This is a genomic window from Stenotrophomonas sp. LM091 (assembly GCF_001806305.1).
Lineage (GTDB): Bacteria > Pseudomonadota > Gammaproteobacteria > Xanthomonadales > Xanthomonadaceae > Stenotrophomonas > Stenotrophomonas bentonitica_A.
Map to the genome: position 1 here is coordinate 2,793,792 of NZ_CP017483.1, position 16,660 is coordinate 2,810,451.

The window sequence follows — 16,660 nt, forward strand, 5'->3', positions numbered from 1 at the left end:
TGACAGCATGACCCTGCGCCTTTTTCCCGTGTCTTTCCTTGTCGCCCTGCTGGTGGGCTGCACCACCGTGCCCGCGCCGGAGGTACGCCGCGATGCGGTGCTCGACAGCCACCAGGTGGTCGCCGGTGACGGATCCCGTGAAGGCGTCGAGGCCGAGCCGCTGGGCAGCGCCGGCACCCCGCAGGCGGTGATCCGCCGTGGCACCGGCACCATGATCAACCGCAGTGCCGCGGCCGCCCCGCAACCGTCGCTGGGCAATGCCTCCACCGGCAACGCCACCTTCAACTTCGAAGGCGAATCGGTGCACGCGGTGGTCAAGGCGATCCTCGGTGACTTCCTGGGCCAGAACTATGTGATCGCGCCGGGCGTGCAGGGCACCGTGACCCTGGCCACGCCCAAGCCGGTCTCCTCGGCGCAGGCATTGAACCTGCTGGAAATGGTGCTGGGCTGGAACAACGCGCGCATGGTCTACAGCGCCGGCCGTTACAACATCGTGCCCGCCGACCAGGCACTGGCCGGTACGGTCTCGCCGAGCACGGCGTCGCCGGCCAATGCGCGCGGCTTCGAAGTGCGCGTGGTACCGCTGCAGTACATCTCGGCCACCGAAATGAAGAAGGTGCTGGAGCCCTACGCGCGCCCGAATGCCATCGTCAACGTCGACAACGGCCGCAACGTGATCACCCTCGGCGGCACCCGCAGCGAGCTGGAGAACTACCTGCGCACGGTGGAGATCTTCGACGTGGACTGGCTCTCGGGCATGTCCGTGGGCGTGTTCCCGATCCAGTCCGGCAAGGCCGAACAGGTTGCCGCCGATCTGGAGAAAGTGTTCGGCGAGGAGAGCAAGACGCCCAGCGCCGGCATGTTCCGCTTCCTGCCGCTGGAGAATGCCAATGCGGTGCTGGTGATCACCCCGCAGGCGCGCTACCTGGACCAGATCCAGCAGTGGCTGGACCGCATCGATACCGCCGGCGGCAATGCGCGGCTGTTCTCCTATGAACTGCGCTACGTCAAGGCCAAGGATCTGGCCGAACGCCTGGCCGAAGCCTTCGCCAACGAGAATGGCCGCAGTGGCCGTGGCAGCAGTTCGCTGGCGCCGGGCGCCTCGCCGATGGATATCGGCAGCCGCGATGGCAACAACACCAACGGCAATTTCTCCAACACCGGCAGCAGCACGGGGAGCAGCCGCGGTGGGCTGGGCGATGGCACGATGAACCTGCCGCAGCGCCAGTCCGGCAACGCCAGCTTCAGCCTGGAAGTGCAGGGCGATACGGTCGGCGTCTCGGCGGTGGAGGAAACCAATACCCTGCTGGTGCGCTCCACCCCGCAGGCCTGGCGCTCGATCCGCGAAGTGATCGAGAAGCTCGACGTGATGCCGATGCAGGTGCACATCGAAGCGCAGGTCGCCGAGGTCGCGCTGACCGGCGACCTCAGCTACGGCGTGAACTGGTTCTTCGAACAGGCCGTGACCACCGGCAAGACCGAGAGTGGCATCGACCTGCCCAGTGCTCTGGGTCGCTCGATCTGGGGCAGCATCTCCGGCACCGTCGGCGATGGTGGAGTGGGCTGGACCTTCCTCGGCAAGAATGCCGCCGCCGTGGTCAGCGCACTGGACAAGGTCAGCAACCTGCGGCTGCTGCAGACGCCGTCGCTGTTCGTGCGCAACAACGCCGAAGCCACCCTCAACGTCGGCACCCAGATCCCGATCAACTCGGTCTCGGTCAATACCGGCATCGGCGGCGACAACACCTACAGCCAGGTCCAGTACCTGGACACCGGCGTGATCCTCAAGGTGCGCCCGCGCATCACCCGCGATGGCGTGGTGTTTCTGGATATCGTGCAGGAGGTGAGTTCGGCCGGCGCGATCCCGAGCGGGTGCGACCCGACCCGTACCACCTGCAACCCGCCGATCAATACCCGCAAGATCTCCACCGAAGCAGCCGTGCAGAGTGGCGACACCATCATGCTTGCCGGGCTGATCACCAACTCCGACGATGATGGCGCCAATGGTGTGCCTGGCCTGAGCAGGATCCCGGTCATCGGGGCGCTGTTCGGCAGCAAGACGAAGAAGTCCGGGCGTTCCGAAGTGATCGTGCTGCTGACCCCGACCATCGTGCGCAACGCGCAGGAGTCGCGCAACCTGACCGACGAGTACAGCAGCCGCTTCCGCGCGATGGAGCCGTTCCCCGAGCACAAGGACAAGCGCTGAGTGCTGCCCGGCCCCGGCTGTCACCGCAGGGGTCGATCTTGCTACGCTGGCCCCGCCCAGGGGAGCCCGCGATGACACAGCGACACGGCGAAGACGGCAGTACGCAGAGGTCCGCATGAGCACGGTCGTCCTGCTGCCGATCGGGGTCGACGATGCCGCGCTGGACCGTTGCCTGGCCGCCCTGGACGCCGGTACCACGCCGGGGACCGCCATCTGGCTGGCCGATGATGGCCAGGCCGGGCCGCGGGCCCAGGCCGTGATCGAGCACTGGCTCACGCACACCCCGCTGCAGGCCGAGTACACCCGCCGTGCCCGCGCCATCGGCGAAGTGGCCCATCTGGATGAAATGCTGGCTGCCTGCGCCGGGACCGATGTGGTGGTGCTGGCGCCGGACGCGATTCCGGCACCGGGCTGGCTGCAGCAGCTGCAGGCCTGCCTGGCCCGCGATGCCTCGATCGGCTCGGCTACGCCGTGGTGCAACGCCGGCGAGACGGCGGCCTGGCCGCGCCTGGGGGAAATCAACCCATTACCGGATGACCTGGATCTGGCCCCGTTGGCGCAGGCCTGCGCGGCGATGCCGCCGCTGCATCCGGAGTTGCCGTGTGCCGTGACCCATGCAGTGCTGTTGCGCGGCAATGCGCGGCGCAGGGCCGGCGGGCTGGACATGCACAGCTATGCCTCGTGGAATGCCGCGCTGATCGACCTGAGCCTGCGCATGGCCGGGCTCGGCTGGCGCAACGCGCTGTGCGAGACCGCCTTCGTCGCCCGCGTGGCCGAAGGCGTGACCGGCGAGGGCGACATGGACGCGCTCGCCACGCGCTGGCCCGGTTGGCCGCCGCGGTTGGCGGGCTTCCTGATGGCCGATCCACTGCAGCAGGCACGCCACGATCTGCAGCAGCATCACCGGCAGGCGATAATGCCCAAGGCGCAGGGCGATCTGTTCGCGCCGCCTGTCACTGCCGCCCCGGAGCCGCCCGTTTGAGTCCTGCCATCGCCGCCATCATCGTCAGCTACCAGAGCGCCAGCACGCTGGATGCCTGCCTGCTGCGCCTGCGCGAGGCGCGCGACATCGCCGAGATCCGCGTGGTCGACAACGATTCCACCGATGGCACCCTGGAGATCGTGCAGCGCCACGCCAGCGCCGATCCGCGGGTGCGCTTCATCGCCAACCCGGACAACCCCGGATTCGCCGCCGCCAACAACCAGGGCGTGGCCGACAGCCAGGCACCGTGGCTGGCCTTCATCAATCCGGACCTGATGGTCGGTCCCGATACCCTGGCCCTGTTGCGCGAACGCGCGCTGCCGCTGGGCGACTGCCTGCTGGGCGTGGAACAGGTCGACGAAGATGGCCGCCCCGACGATGCGGTGCGCCGCCGTGACCCGGATTTCGCCGCGATGCTGCGCCGCCCGGGGCAGGGCGGCAAGCTGGCGATCCCGGTCGATCGCCGCCAGCCGCTGCAGGTCGTGCCGGCCCTGTCCGGCGCGCTGCTGCTGATGCCGCGTGCGCTGTTCGAGCGGATCGGCGGCTGGGATGCCGGCTATCGCCTGCACGCCGAGGACCTGGACCTGTGCCGCCGCGCGCGTGAGGCCGGCGCGGTGATCGCGATCGCCAACGACCTGCAGGTCACCCATGTCCGCGGCGTCTCCAGCCGCGCGCGGCCATTCTTCGTGGAGTGGCACAAGCATCGCGGGTTGTGGCGGTACTTCCAGAAATTCGAGGCGCCACGGCGTGCCTGGCCGGTGCGTTGCGCGGTGTGGGGCGCGATCTGGGCGCACGCGCTGGTGCAGGTCCCGCGCCTGCTGCGGCGCCGGTAGCGCCCGCGCACCGCATGCGCAGGCGCGATGCGTGCCGGGAACGCATTCCACCGCGAGGGGGCCGGGCGTTGGTCGGACCCCCTGGCAGGCGCATAATCCCCTGCATGATCATCCAGTCCCTGCTCGACACCGACCTGTACAAATTCACCATGATGCAGGCGGTGCTGCATCAGTACCCCGGCGCGCAGGTGCAGTACCGGTTCAAGTGCCGGACCCCGGGCATCGACCTGGCGCAGTTCATCGACCAGATCAACGCCGAGATCGACCACCTGTGCAGCCTGCGCTTCAGCCCCGAAGAGCTGGACTACGTGCGCGGCCTGCGTTTCGTCAAACCGGACTTCGCCGATTTCCTCGGCCTGTTCCACCTGGACCGCAAGTACATCGCGCTGCGCCCCTCGGCCACCGTCCCGGGTGAGATCGAGCTGGACATCACCGGCCCCTGGCTGCACACCATCCTTTTCGAGGTGCCGCTGCTGGCCATCATCAACGAGGTCTGGTTCCGCAATACCACCGATTCGGACTTCAGCGAGGGCGAGCGCCGCCTGCAGGCCAAGACCGCGCTGCTGCGCGATACGCCCGGTTTCGAGCTGTGCCGGATCGCCGATTACGGCAGCCGCCGGCGCTACTCGCGCGAGTGGCACGGGCGCATGCTGCCGATGCTGCGCGATGCGCTGGGCGCGCAGTTCGTGGGCACCAGCAACGTGCATTTCGCCCGCCTGTACGGCATGACCCCGCACGGCACCATGGCCCACGAGTACCTGCAGGCCTTCCAGGCGCTCGGCCCGCGGCTGCGCGATTCGCAGGTGGCGGCGCTGGAATCGTGGGCACGCGAGTACCGCGGCGACCTGGGCATCGCGCTGTCCGATGTGGTCGGCCTGGAGGCCTTCCTGCGCGACTTCGACATGTATTTCTGCAAGCTGTTCGATGGCGTCCGGCATGATTCCGGCGACCCCTTCACCTGGGGCGACCGCATGCTGGCGCACTTCCACAGCCGCCGCGTGGACCCGCGCAGCAAGGTGCTGGTCTTCAGCGACGGGCTGAATATCGAAAAGGTCATGCAGCTGTTCGATTACTTCCGCGGCCGCTGCCAGGTGGCCTTCGGGGTGGGCACCCACCTGACCAACGACCTGGGCCCGACCCCGCTCAACATCGTCATCAAGATGGTCCGCTGCAACGGCCAGCCGGTCGCCAAGCTGAGCGATTCGCCCGGCAAGAGCATGTGCGATGACCCGGGGTACCTGGCCTACCTGCGGCAGGTGTTCGAGCTGCCGGCCGAGGCCTGACCCCGGCACCGGGTGGCACCCTTGGCCGCCGTCCGGCTCCGGCGCCGGGGCGGCCCGGTACGCACATCCGTTCAGCGAAGCAGTAGCGGGTGACGCGGCGGGTCAGGAAGCGACGCAGGGCGCTCGCTATGCAGGAAAGCCAGATGTGCCACAATATTGTGAGGCGTAGTTCACACTTTTGACCGACATCGATGCCGGTAATTGCCCGTATACCGCCTCTGCATCGTGGTTCGTCTAGGCTTTCCACATGAAGTCATCAGCATTGCTCGATTACTACCGGACCCACGCGTGCTCGCGCCAGTGGCGCGGCTTCCTGCTGGCGCTCTGCGAAGAGTTCGACAGTGCGTTGCCCGATGCCGAACTGTCGCGGTTGATGGCGCGTATCGGTGAGCGCTTCGGCCGTGACCATGCGCTGCCGGCGGTCGCCACACTGGATGAACTGCAGCAGGCGGCCAATGCGGTGTGGTCCTCCACGGAATGGGGGCAGGTCGTGTTCGAGGAAGCCCCCGAACAGGTCCGCATCCACCACGCCGCCTCGCCGCTGTCAGCCGTCCTCGGCGCCCGGGCCGGGTGGGACACTGGGTTTCTGGAAGGTGTGTACCGCCAGTGGTTCCGGGCCGCCGGGATGATGTCGGTGCTGGATGTGCGCTATCTGCAGAGTGATCATCCCGATGTAGCTACCTACACGCTGTCGCGTGTGTTCTGACCCTCTCCCCCTTTCGATGGTGCCATGAGCAAGTTTCAGCAACCTGCCGATGCCGAGAGCCACGACGACGTGGCTGGTCTCTTCAACCGCCTGGGGGATCGCGATGACACGCGCGCTTACCGGGATTTCTCCCACAGCCAGTCCCGCGTGAGCACGGTGGCCAAGCCGCGCGATGAGGTGCCGCCGCCGATTCCGGCCGCGACGAACCTGCCGCCCGCGGTCACTCTCGCGCCAGTGACCACGCCGGTGACCACGCCGGTCCAGGCGACCACCGTGGAGACGCCGGCCACGGCCGCACCGGGGCGCAAGACACCGCTGGAGCAGTTGTTCCAGCGCCTGGCGGAGGCACGTAGCGCCACGCCGGGGCACAGCCCGCTGAGCCGGCTGCGCCAGGGTTGAAACGTAGTCGGTGATCGTCCGTCGCGCCCAGCCGGGTGCGGCAACGGGACCGGCTGATGCAAGGGGATGCCGCGATCTGCGGCCGTGTTGGGGGAACATCATGAGCAAGTCATCCACCCCGAGAGGGGATGCCATTCTGGCCCGCCTGGCGCTGCTCGCGCTGGCGGTCGGCGGCGCCGTGCTGCTGGCCTTTGTGGTTACCGTCCCGATGGAGATCGGCCAGCAGTTCCTGTTCTCGGCCGTGGTGTTCCTGATCGCCCTGTGCCTGCGCAACCGTGAGAACCGGTTGATCCCGCTGGTGCTGATGGGGCTGTCGCTGGTGATGTCCACGCGCTACATGTACTGGCGCCTGACCGACACCATGGGCATGAGCAGCTTCGTCGACCTCACCCTGGGCCTGGGCCTGGTGGCCGCCGAGGTGTACTCCTTCGTCGTGCTGGTGCTGGGCTACTTCCAGGTGGCATGGCCACTGCACCGCAAGCCGATGCCGCTGCCCGAAGACCAGTCGCTGTGGCCGAGCGTGGACGTGTTGATCCCCACCTACAACGAGCCGCTTTCGGTGGTGCGTACCACCGTGCTCGCCGCGACCGTGCTGGACTGGCCGGCCGACAAGCTCAACATCTACCTGCTCGATGACGGCCGCCGAGACGAGTTCCGCGCGTTCTGCGAAGAAGTCGGGGTGCAGTACATCACCCGTACCAACAACAACCACGCCAAGGCCGGCAACATCAATGCGGCGTTGAAGAAGACCAGTGGCGAGTACGTGGCGATCTTCGACTGCGACCACATGCCGACCCGCTCGTTCCTGCAGATGTCGATGGGTTGGTTCCTGCACGACGAGAAGATGGCGGTGGTGCAGACCCCGCACTACTTCTTCTCGGCCGATCCGTTCGAACGCAACCTGGGCAACTTCGGCCGCGTGCCCAACGAGGGCGAGCTGTTCTACGGCCTGCTGCAGGACGGCAACGACCAGTGGAATGCGACCTTCTTCTGCGGTTCCTGCGCCGTGATCAAGCGTGCCCCGCTGGAGGAAGTGGGCGGTGTGGCGATCGAGACGGTGACCGAGGATGCGCATACCGCCATCCGCCTGCACCGTGCCGGCTACCGCAGCGCCTACATCCCCGTGCCGCAGGCGGCCGGCCTGGCCACGGAGAGCCTGTCGGCGCACGTCGGCCAGCGCATCCGCTGGGCACGCGGCATGGCGCAGATCCTGCGGGTGGACAACCCGATGTTCGGCAAGGGCCTGAGCTTCGTGCAGCGGCTGTGCTACACCAACGCGATGCTGCACTTCTTCTACGGCCTGCCGCGGATCATCTTCCTGACCGCGCCACTGGCCTTCCTGTTCTTCGGTGCGCACGTCATCCACGCCTCGGCGCTGATGATCCTCGCCTACGCGCTGCCGCACATCGTGATGGCCAACCTGACCAACCTGCGCGTGCAGGGCAAGCACCGCCATCTGCTGTGGAACGAGGTATACGAGACCACGCTGGCCTGGTACATCCTGCGCCCCACCCTGATGGCCGTGATCAACCCCAAGTTGGGCAAGTTCAACGTCACCGCCAAGGGCGGCCTGGTGCAGCGCAGCTACTTCGATGCGCAGATCGCCCGCCCGTACCTGTTGCTGCTGCTGTTGAACCTGGCCGGCGTGATCGCCGGCATCGTGCGGATGGTGATGGCCCAGACCAGTGGCGAGGTCAATACGATCTGGTTGAACCTGGGGTGGACCGTCTACAACATGATCATGCTCGGGGCGGTGATCGCCACCTCCAGCGAGCAGCGCCAGATCCGCCGCGCGCACCGGGTGCCGCTCAACATGCGCGCCGTGCTGCACCTGCCTGATGGCCAGGCGCTGCCGTGCCGCACGCTGAACTTCTCCACCGGTGGCATGGCGATCCGCCTGGACCAGGCACAGCCGGTGCAGCCGGGCACGCGCGTGGAGGTCGAGCTGGCTCATCGCCAGCGCAGCCAGCGGCTGCCGGCCGAAGTGCGGCATGACCGCGACGACCAGGGCATCAGCATCCAGTTCGGTGAGCTGAGCCTGGAGCAGGAGCGCTGGCTGGTCACGTCCACCTTCGCCCGTGCCGACATCTGGGTGAAGCTGTGGGGCCGCCACGACCGCGACACCTTCCTGCGTTCCACCACTGACGTCCTCAAGGCCAGCATGCGCGGCTTCCACCGCCTGGGCCAGTTCGTTTTCGCGGGCGGCCGCAAGGATGCCCCCACGCCGCCGCGCACCGGAGATTCCGCATGACCCGTCGTCACCGTTCCCTGTTCCGCCCGGTGCGCCTGCCGCGCCCGTCCGCCGCAGCGGTGGCGTTTACCCTGACCCTGCTGTGCGGGGCGGTCTATGCGCAGAGCCCGCCCGTGCCCGCGACAGCGCCCGCTGCCGTGCCAGCGACCACCCCGGCAGACGCCGCGCCGGCGGCGATGATGCCCGCCACGCCGGCTGCAGGGACCCGGCAGAGCCGCTCCACGCTCAAGCAGCTCGGCATCGACTATGAGATCACCCTGCGCGGCATCCAGGGCACGGCCGGCGTGCCGTTCTCGATCCGCAACGACCAGGTCGTGGACCGCGCATCGCTGCATCTGAAATACAGCTATTCGCCAGCGCTGCTGCCAGACCTGTCGCACCTGAAGGTGACCGTCAATGACGTCACCGTGGCGACCCTGCCGACGCCGGTGGACCAGGCCGGCCGGATGATCGAGCGCGATATCGATATCGACCCGCGCATGATCATCGACTACAACCGCATCAACCTGCAGTTGATCGGCCACTACACACGCGAGTGCGAAGATCCCGATCACACCAGCCTGTGGGCCAACATCGACAGCGCCAGCTACCTGGAGCTGGGCTGGGCGCCGCTGCAGCTGACCAATGATCTGTCGCTGCTGCCGGTGCCGTTCTTCGACGCACGCGACACCAACCGGCTGGAACTCCCGTTCGTGTTCACCGGCCAGCCGGGGCAGGGCCTGCTGCAGTCGGCCGGCATCGTGTCGTCGTGGTTCGGCGCACTGGCCGGTTACCGTGGCGCGCTGTTCCCGGCCTCGATCGATACGGTGCCCATGGAAGGCAATGCGGTGGTCGTGGCCACCCCGCGCAATCCGCCGGCCGGCCTGGTGCTGCCCGACATCAGCGGGCCGACCCTGGCCGTGATCGCCAACCCCAACGATGCCAACGGCAAGCTGCTGCTGGTGCTGGGTCGCGATGATGCCGAACTGCGCATCGCCGCCACCGCGTTGACCTTGGGCGCGCCGCTGTCCGGCCCGACCGCAAGCATCGGGGACTTCAAGGAGATCGCGCCGCGCAAGCCGTACGACGCGCCGAACTGGATTCCCAGCGACCGACCCGTGCGCGTGTCCGAACTGGTGCGGCAGACCAGCGAGTTGAACGTCGTCGGCTACCACCCGGACCTGATCCGCATCGGCCTGCAGCTGCCGCCGGATCTGTTCGTGTGGCGCCGCGACGGCATTCCACTGGACCTGCGTTACCGCTATACACTGCCCGAAGGGGCGGACAAGTCGGCGCTGAACATCAGCATCAACGACGCCTTCGTTACCACCCTTCCGTTGAACGGTCGGCCGGCACCGCGCTCGGTCTCGGACATGGTGTGGAACAAGCTCAAGGCACCCGGCGCGATGCCGATCCAGCAGAAGGTGATGCTGCCGACCGGACCGTTCTCGTCCAACAGCCAGCTGCGCTTCCACTTCTTCTTCGACCGCCCGCAGGCAGCCGAGTGCAAGAACACCTTCCCGGATGTCTCCGCGGCGATCGATGGCGACACCAGCATCGACCTGAGCGGTTTCGACCATTACATGGCGATGCCCAACCTGGCCGCCTTCGGCAACGCCGGTTACCCGTTCACGCGCCTGGCCGATCTGTCCGAGACCGTGCTGGTACTGCCGGACAACCCCAACGCCGATGACGTCGGCAACGTGCTGACCCTGCTCGGCCGCATGGGTGCCTCGACCGGCTACCCGGCGCTGCGCAACCGCATCATCGCCGCGCGCCAGGTCGGCGAGCACGCCGACCAGGACCTGGTGGTGCTGGGCTCGCGCCGCAGCCAGCCGCTGTTCGGCGAATGGGCGGCGCACCTGCCGATCGGCGAGGCGGGGCAGTCGCGCCGCGTGCAGCTCTCGGACTGGGTGTTTGAACGCATGCCCTCGTTCCTGTCGCCGGATGCGCGCCGCACCGATCTGCCCACCACGGCCGAAGTCTCCGTGCGTCCGGATGCCGGCGACGTCGTGTTGATGGGCTTCGAGTCGCCCCTGCGCAAGGGCCGCAGTGTGATCGCGGTGATGGCCGACGACCCGGCCCAGGTCAACCGCCTGTTCGAAGCATGGTTTGATCCGGACCGCCTGCGCGATTTCCAGGGTAGCGTGGTGCTGCTGCAGAAGGACAAGGTGCGCAGCCTGGCCGGCAACCAGAGTTACTACGTCGGCCACCTGCCGCCGCTGACCTGGCTGCGCTGGTACTTCTCGCAGAGCCCGCTGCTGCTCGGCGCCCTCGTCGGCCTGGCCTGCCTGTTGTTGGCGCTGATCGCGCGCTGGCTGCTCAGGCGCAACGCCAGGGCACGCATCGGGATGTCCGGCTGAGCATGCGCGACCCGTCCGTCCCCGCGCCGGCGCCTGCGCGCCGTCGCTTCCTGCAGGCGATGGCGGCCGCTGGTGCTGCCGCCGTGCTGCCGCTCGACGTTCTGGCACAGGCCTGCGGGACGCCGTGGCGTGAGTGGCGTGCGTTTGTCGATCGGCATATCGAGCCGGATGGCCGCGTAGTCGATCATCTCAACACCGACCTGCGCAGCACCTCCGAATCGCAGTCCTACGGATTGTTCTTCGCACTGGTGGACAACGATCCAGTGCTGTTCGACCGTATCCTGGCCTGGACCCGCCGCCACCTGTGCCGCGGCCGTGCCGACCTCAATCTGCCTGCGTGGTTGTGGGGGCGTGCCGCCGATGGCCAGTTCCGCGTGCTCGACCCCAACACCGCCGCTGACGGCGAGCTGTGGATCGCCTACGCGCTGCTTGAAGCGGGCCGCCTGTGGAAACGGCCGGGGCTGGTCGAAGCCGGTCGGCAGACGCTGGCGCTGATGCGCACGGCTGAAGTCGTCGAGCTGCCCGGCTTCGGCCCGATGCTGCTGCCCGGCAACCGCGGGTTCGTGCAGGCCGACCGCTGGACGCTCAACCCGAGTTACCTGCCGTTGTTCGTGCTGCGTCGTTTTGCCGCCGTCGATGCACGTGGCCCGTGGGCGCGGCTGGCCGAACGCAGCGTGGCGATGACGCGTGCCAGTGCGCCGGTCGGGTTCGCGCCGGACTGGATCGCCTGGAACGGCAAGGCCTTCGTAGCCGACCCGGGCAAGGGCGCGATCGGCAGCTACGACGCGATCCGCTGCTATCTGTGGGCAGGCATGACCGATCCGGCCGATCCGTTGCGGCGCACCTTGCTTGATGGCCTGTCCGGGCCGGCATCGATGTTGCGCGCGCAGAGCGGCTTTGCCGAAAAGATCGACACACGGCTTGGCGTGGGCACCGGTACGCCGTCACCGGGCTTTGCCGCGGCCCTGCTGCCGTATCTCAGTGCACTTGGCCAACCCGCATTGGCCAAGGCGCAGCTGGCGCGGATTCCCGCCGCCGGCACCCTCAACTATTACGATCGTGCCCTGGTGCTGTTCGGCAAGGGCTGGATGGATCGCCGCTACCGTTTTTCTGCCGATGGGCGACTGCTGCCCGCGTGGAGTTCGCCATGTTCCGCAAGACCCTGACACCTCTTTGCCTGGTTGGCCTGTGCGTGCTGACCGTGCCGGCCTTCGCGCAGAACGCGTCGTCGACGCAGCAGCTGGTCAGCCAAGGCAACTACTGGCAGGACCAGGGCCGCGAGGATCTGGCCGCCGATGCCTGGCGCAAGCTGCTGGCCACCGACCCCAACCAGGCCGATGCACTGCTCGGCCTGGGCCTGATCGACCTCAACCAGGGCCGCCGGGCCGAGGCGCAGAAGCGGCTGCAGCAGCTGCAGGCGCGTCATCCGTCCTCGGCGCAGACCACGCGCCTGCGCATGGCGCTCGGCGGTGGCGGTGGCGGGAACCAGCTGCAGAACGCGCGTCGCGCGGCGGCGGCCGGTCGCTATGTCGAAGCGGTACGTGCCTATGACGAGGCCTTCGGCGCAGGCGGTCCGCCCAATGATCTGGCGCTGGAGTACTACCAGGTGCTGGCCGGTACGCCGGAAGGCTGGACGCGCGCGCGCGATGGCCTGCGCCGCATCGCCACCGGCAACAACAACCCGGCCAAGTTGGCGCTGGCCCAGGTGCTGACCTACCGCGAGCCCACCCGCCGCGAGGGCATCGCCCAGCTGCGTACGCTCAGCCAGGCAACCGACACCGCCGGCCCCGCGCGTGCGGCCTGGCGCCAGGCGCTGCTGTGGCTCAACGCCACCACCGCCGATGCACCGCTGTACCAGGCCTTCCTGGACGTGGTGCCGAACGATCGCGAGGTGGCGGCCAAGCAGGCGCAGCTGCGTGAACAGGCCATCGCCAACCGCCCGGTGCCGCAGGACCCGAACCAGCGGCTGCTGGGCGAGGGCTTCCGTGCCCTGGACAGCAACAACCTGGCCCAGGCCGAAGCCCGTTTCGCCCAGGTGCTGCGCGCGCGTCCGCGCGATGCCGAGGCACTCGGTGGCCTGGGCTCTGTGCGTCTGCGCCAGGAGCGCTTCGGCGAAGCCAATGAACTGCTGCGCCCGGCGGCTGCGATCAACGGCAAATGGCGCAGCGCGGCCGATGCCGCGCGCTACTGGCTGACCCTGCAGGAGGTGCGTCGCCAGCCCAGCGGCGATGCCATCTCCCGGGTGCAGCAGGTCATCGCGCTGCAGCCGAAGGAGCCTGCGGGTTACGTCGCGCTGGCCGACCTGCAGAGCGGGAGCGATCCGGCCGCGGCCGAACGCAGCTACCGCAAGGCACTGGAACTGGATGCCGGCAATGCCGGTGCGCTGCAGGGCCTGGTCGGCCTGCTTGGTCGTCTTGGCCGCGCCGATGAAGCGGCCGCCCTGTTCGACCGGCTGACCCCGGCCCAGCAGGAAAGTGCCGGCGGCCAGTCGGTGCTGCGTGCCAACCTGGCACGTGCCCGCGCGCAGCAGGCGCTGGCCGAGGGCAGCATCGAGATGGCGCAGATCGAGCTGGAAGATGCATTGCTGGTGCAGCCGCGTGACCCATGGCTGCGGTTGGAACTGGCGCGCCTGTACACGCGCGCGGGTCGTCCGGACCAGGCCAACGGTGTCATCGAAGGGTTGCGCGCGCTGGACGACAGCTCGGCGACCTCGCTGTATGCGCAGGCCCTGTTCGCTCAGGAGAACAGCGACTGGCCGCGCGCGTATGCGTTGCTGGAACGCATTCCCACCGCTTCGCGTGATTCGGAAATGACCGCGTTGCACGACACCGCGTGGGTGCAGGTGCAGGCCGCCCAGGCGCGCTCGCTCATGCAGCGCCAGCGCAGCGGCGAAGCGCAGCTGTCGCTGGCCCGCGCCGAAGCCGCACTCGGTGACCGGGTCAAGAACCCGGCCATCGTGGCCGCGTTGGCCGGTGCCTACGCCGACATCGGCAGCCAGCAGCGCGCCCTCGTGCTCGCGCAGCGCCTGATCGAAGGCGGTTCGCCCAGCGTCGACAACCGCCTGGAATATGCCTCGGTGCTGCTGCGCGCCGGTCGCGATGGCGAGGTCGCCGCGATCCTGCGCCAGCTCGCCGACGTGCCGCTCTCGGCCAGCCAGCAGACCCGCTTGCACGATCTGCGCAGCGGCTACGTGCTGCGCCAGGTCGATGCCCTGCGGGAGCTTGGAAATCTTGAAGGCGCATACGCGGTGTTGGCCCCGGCATTGGCCGAGCGCCCGCAGGACCCGCGCAATATCGCCGCGCTGGCACGGCTGTATGCCGCCGCGGGCGACAACGGCCAGGCCCTGGCGCTGTATCAGCAGCAGCTGCAGTTGGCACCGGGCGATCTGGATGCGATGGTTGCCGCCGCGGGCAGTGCCGCGGCGATGCGTGACATGGATCTGGCCGAACAGTATCTGGAGCGCGCGCTGAAGCAGGCCCCGGAATCGCCGGATGTGTTGGCGGCGGCAGGGCGCGTGTATCGCGCGGCCGGCAAGAACCGCCGCGCCGAAAGCTACTTCCGCGCGTCGCTGGCCGCCGCCGCGAAGGGCAGCGGCCAACTCGACAATGGCTACCCGCAGGCCAGCACCGCGATGCTGGCCAGCGGTGGCAGCTTCAATCCGTTCGCCGGTCTCAACCGTGGCGGTGGCACCCGTACCGCAGCGCTGCGCGATGGTGGTCTGCCACTGCCGGCCGCGACTGCCCGCCTGGCGGCCGAACCCCTGCCGATGGACGCCGGCCCGGCGATGGGCATGAGCCTGGGCCCGGCAAGCGTCACCCCGGTAATCGATGCCGATGGCCTGCCGGAACCGGTCATGGCCACGGCTGCGGCCAGCGGCGGTGTCGCCCTGCCGTTGCCGGTGCCCGGCTCGCGCCAGGTGCCCAGCCAGGCGAGTGCGCCGCGCGCCTCGCGCAATACCGCGCTTGGTCCGCTGCCGCCAGCCACCACCGGCAACGGTGTGCTCGATGAACTGCGCGCGCTCAAGGCCGAGAACAGCAGCAGCCTGGCGGTCGGCGCGGCGTATCGCACCCGCGCTGGCGAAGCCGGCATGGGCCAGCTCGATGACCTGCAGGTGCCGCTGGAAGGGCAGTTCGCGGTCGGCGATGGCAAGCTCAAGGTGGCAATCACCCCGACCGTGCTCGATGCCGGGCGCCCCGATCCGGAATACACCAGTGCCAGCCGCTTCGGGGGTGGCCCGCAGGCCGCTTTGGCCGGTGCACTGGCCGCTGACCGCACACCGGTCGATGACCTGGTCGGCTCGTCGCTGTACCAGACGCTGCTGACCCGTGGCGAGAGCAACGCGACCCGCAACCTGATCTACGACCGCGCGCTGGACAACGGTCGTTACCAGGAACTGTTCAACCAGACCGACGGTTCGCTCACCCAGGCCGAACGGGCCGCTGCCGCACGTGCGCTGCTGTTCGCCGATCCGCTGCCGAGTTACATCCTCAGCCGTGATCTGGCCAATACCCCGATCAGCGACATCGCCACCCAGGTGCTGGGCAATGCCGGCCTTGTGCGCGGGCTGAGCGCGGCCGAGCAGGCCCAGCTCAAGACGCTGGCCCAGGGCGGCGGTGGCTCACAGACACCGCAGGCGTTCCAGGACACTCTGTACGCGATGGTGGCCAATGCCGCCGGCGCGCGCCGCATGAGCTCCCAGGATGCCAGCGGCGCCGGTGTCTCGGTAGGCTATGAGCGGGGTGGCTTCCGCGCCGATGTAGGCAGCACGCCGCTCGGCTTCGATGACACGCAGATCGTCGGCGGCATCGGCTACCGCGGTCAGATCGGCGATGCGCTGACCTGGTCCGGCGAAGCCTCGCGCCGCGCGGTGACCGACAGCCTGCTGTCCTTCGCCGGCGTGGAAGACGGGCGCAACGGGCTGCGCTGGGGCGGGGTGACCGCCAGCGGCGCCAAGCTCGCCGCGACCGTCGACAACGGTCAGTTGGGCGGCTACGCCAGCGCGTCCTGGCATCGCCTGGAAGGCGAGAACGTGGCCGACAACGATCGCCAGGAAGTCGGCGTGGGCGTCTACGTGCACGCCCTGGAGACCGACAACCAGTCGCTGACCGCCGGCCTCAACCTGACCGCGATGCAGTACGACCGCAACCTCAGCGGCTTCACCTACGGACATGGCGGTTACTTCAGTCCGCAGCGCTATCTGGATGTCGGCTTCCCGGTGCACTGGAACGGGCGTACTTCCAGCGGCCGCGTGGCGTGGCAGCTGGATACCAGCGTTGGCGTACAGCACTTCAAGGAAGACGCCGCGCCGTACTTCCCGACCGATCCGGCGATGCAGCAGGCTGCCTACGAGGCCGCCTCGATGGCCGCGTTGCTGGGACTGACCACCGAGTACGTGGACCCGGTCTATACCGGCCAGACCAAGACCGGCGTGTCCTACAACCTCAGCGCCGCCGCCGAATGGCAGCTGTCTTCGCAGCTGTTCCTGGGCGGGCGCATGGAGTTCAACAACGCGCGTGACTACCGGCAGTTCGGCACCAGCCTGTACCTGCGCTTCCTGCTCGACCGCCTCGGCGCCGGGCTGGGCAAGCAGCCGCAGCCGCTGCGCTCGCCGTACGCGTCGGGTGAATGATTACCGTCATGCGTTGATGACCGGCCCGC

At 68.4% G+C, this 16,660-nt stretch carries 10 protein-coding genes; all 10 read left to right on the forward strand.

Going from position 1 to position 16,660, the window contains the following annotated elements:
• Window positions 1-7: 7 nt before the first annotated feature.
• The 10 genes from gspD (at window position 8) to BIZ42_RS12195 (ending at window position 16,631) form a co-directional block, all read left to right on the forward strand.
• On the forward strand, window positions 8-2,206 hold the full coding sequence (gene gspD, locus BIZ42_RS12150) for a type II secretion system secretin GspD (protein WP_070426596.1): 2,199 nt from the start codon (window positions 8-10) through the stop codon (window positions 2,204-2,206).
• Window positions 2,207-2,321: 115 nt separating this feature from the next.
• Window positions 2,322-3,188 (forward strand): glycosyltransferase, encoded by an 867-nt coding sequence (locus tag BIZ42_RS12155; protein WP_070426597.1) that lies wholly within the window; start codon window positions 2,322-2,324, stop codon window positions 3,186-3,188.
• Window positions 3,185-4,021: a glycosyltransferase family 2 protein gene (locus BIZ42_RS12160; protein ID WP_070426598.1), complete on the forward strand. Its 837-nt coding sequence runs from the start codon at window positions 3,185-3,187 to the stop codon at window positions 4,019-4,021. The genes BIZ42_RS12155 and BIZ42_RS12160 overlap by 4 nt, the downstream gene beginning before the upstream one ends.
• Before the next feature lie 104 nt (window positions 4,022-4,125).
• The gene (gene pncB / locus BIZ42_RS12165; protein WP_019182531.1) at window positions 4,126-5,304 is read left to right on the forward strand and encodes a nicotinate phosphoribosyltransferase; all 1,179 of its coding nucleotides are present in this window, start codon (window positions 4,126-4,128) and stop codon (window positions 5,302-5,304) included.
• A 247-nt stretch (window positions 5,305-5,551) separates the two neighbouring features.
• Entirely contained in the window at window positions 5,552-6,010 is a 459-nt protein-coding gene (gene bcsD / locus BIZ42_RS12170; protein WP_026069674.1) for a cellulose biosynthesis protein BcsD, read from the forward strand.
• 24 nt (window positions 6,011-6,034) lie between these two features.
• Window positions 6,035-6,409: a hypothetical protein gene (locus BIZ42_RS12175; protein ID WP_070426599.1), complete on the forward strand. Its 375-nt coding sequence runs from the start codon at window positions 6,035-6,037 to the stop codon at window positions 6,407-6,409.
• A 100-nt stretch (window positions 6,410-6,509) separates the two neighbouring features.
• Complete coding sequence (gene bcsA, locus BIZ42_RS12180; protein WP_070426600.1) at window positions 6,510-8,660, forward strand: UDP-forming cellulose synthase catalytic subunit; 2,151 nt, start codon at window positions 6,510-6,512, stop codon at window positions 8,658-8,660.
• Window positions 8,657-11,002, forward strand: a complete 2,346-nt coding sequence (gene bcsB, locus BIZ42_RS12185) for a cellulose biosynthesis cyclic di-GMP-binding regulatory protein BcsB (RefSeq protein ID WP_172838049.1) — start codon at window positions 8,657-8,659, stop codon at window positions 11,000-11,002. The genes bcsA and bcsB overlap by 4 nt, the downstream gene beginning before the upstream one ends.
• Window positions 11,003-11,004: 2 nt before the next feature.
• Window positions 11,005-12,168 carry a cellulose synthase complex periplasmic endoglucanase BcsZ gene (bcsZ, locus tag BIZ42_RS12190; RefSeq protein WP_019182526.1) on the forward strand — a complete coding sequence of 388 codons (1,164 nt, stop codon included), beginning with the start codon at window positions 11,005-11,007 and terminating at the stop codon, window positions 12,166-12,168.
• Entirely contained in the window at window positions 12,150-16,631 is a 4,482-nt protein-coding gene (locus BIZ42_RS12195) for a cellulose biosynthesis protein BcsC (RefSeq protein ID WP_070426601.1), read from the forward strand. The genes bcsZ and BIZ42_RS12195 overlap by 19 nt, the downstream gene beginning before the upstream one ends.
• Window positions 16,632-16,660: the final 29 nt, after the last annotated feature.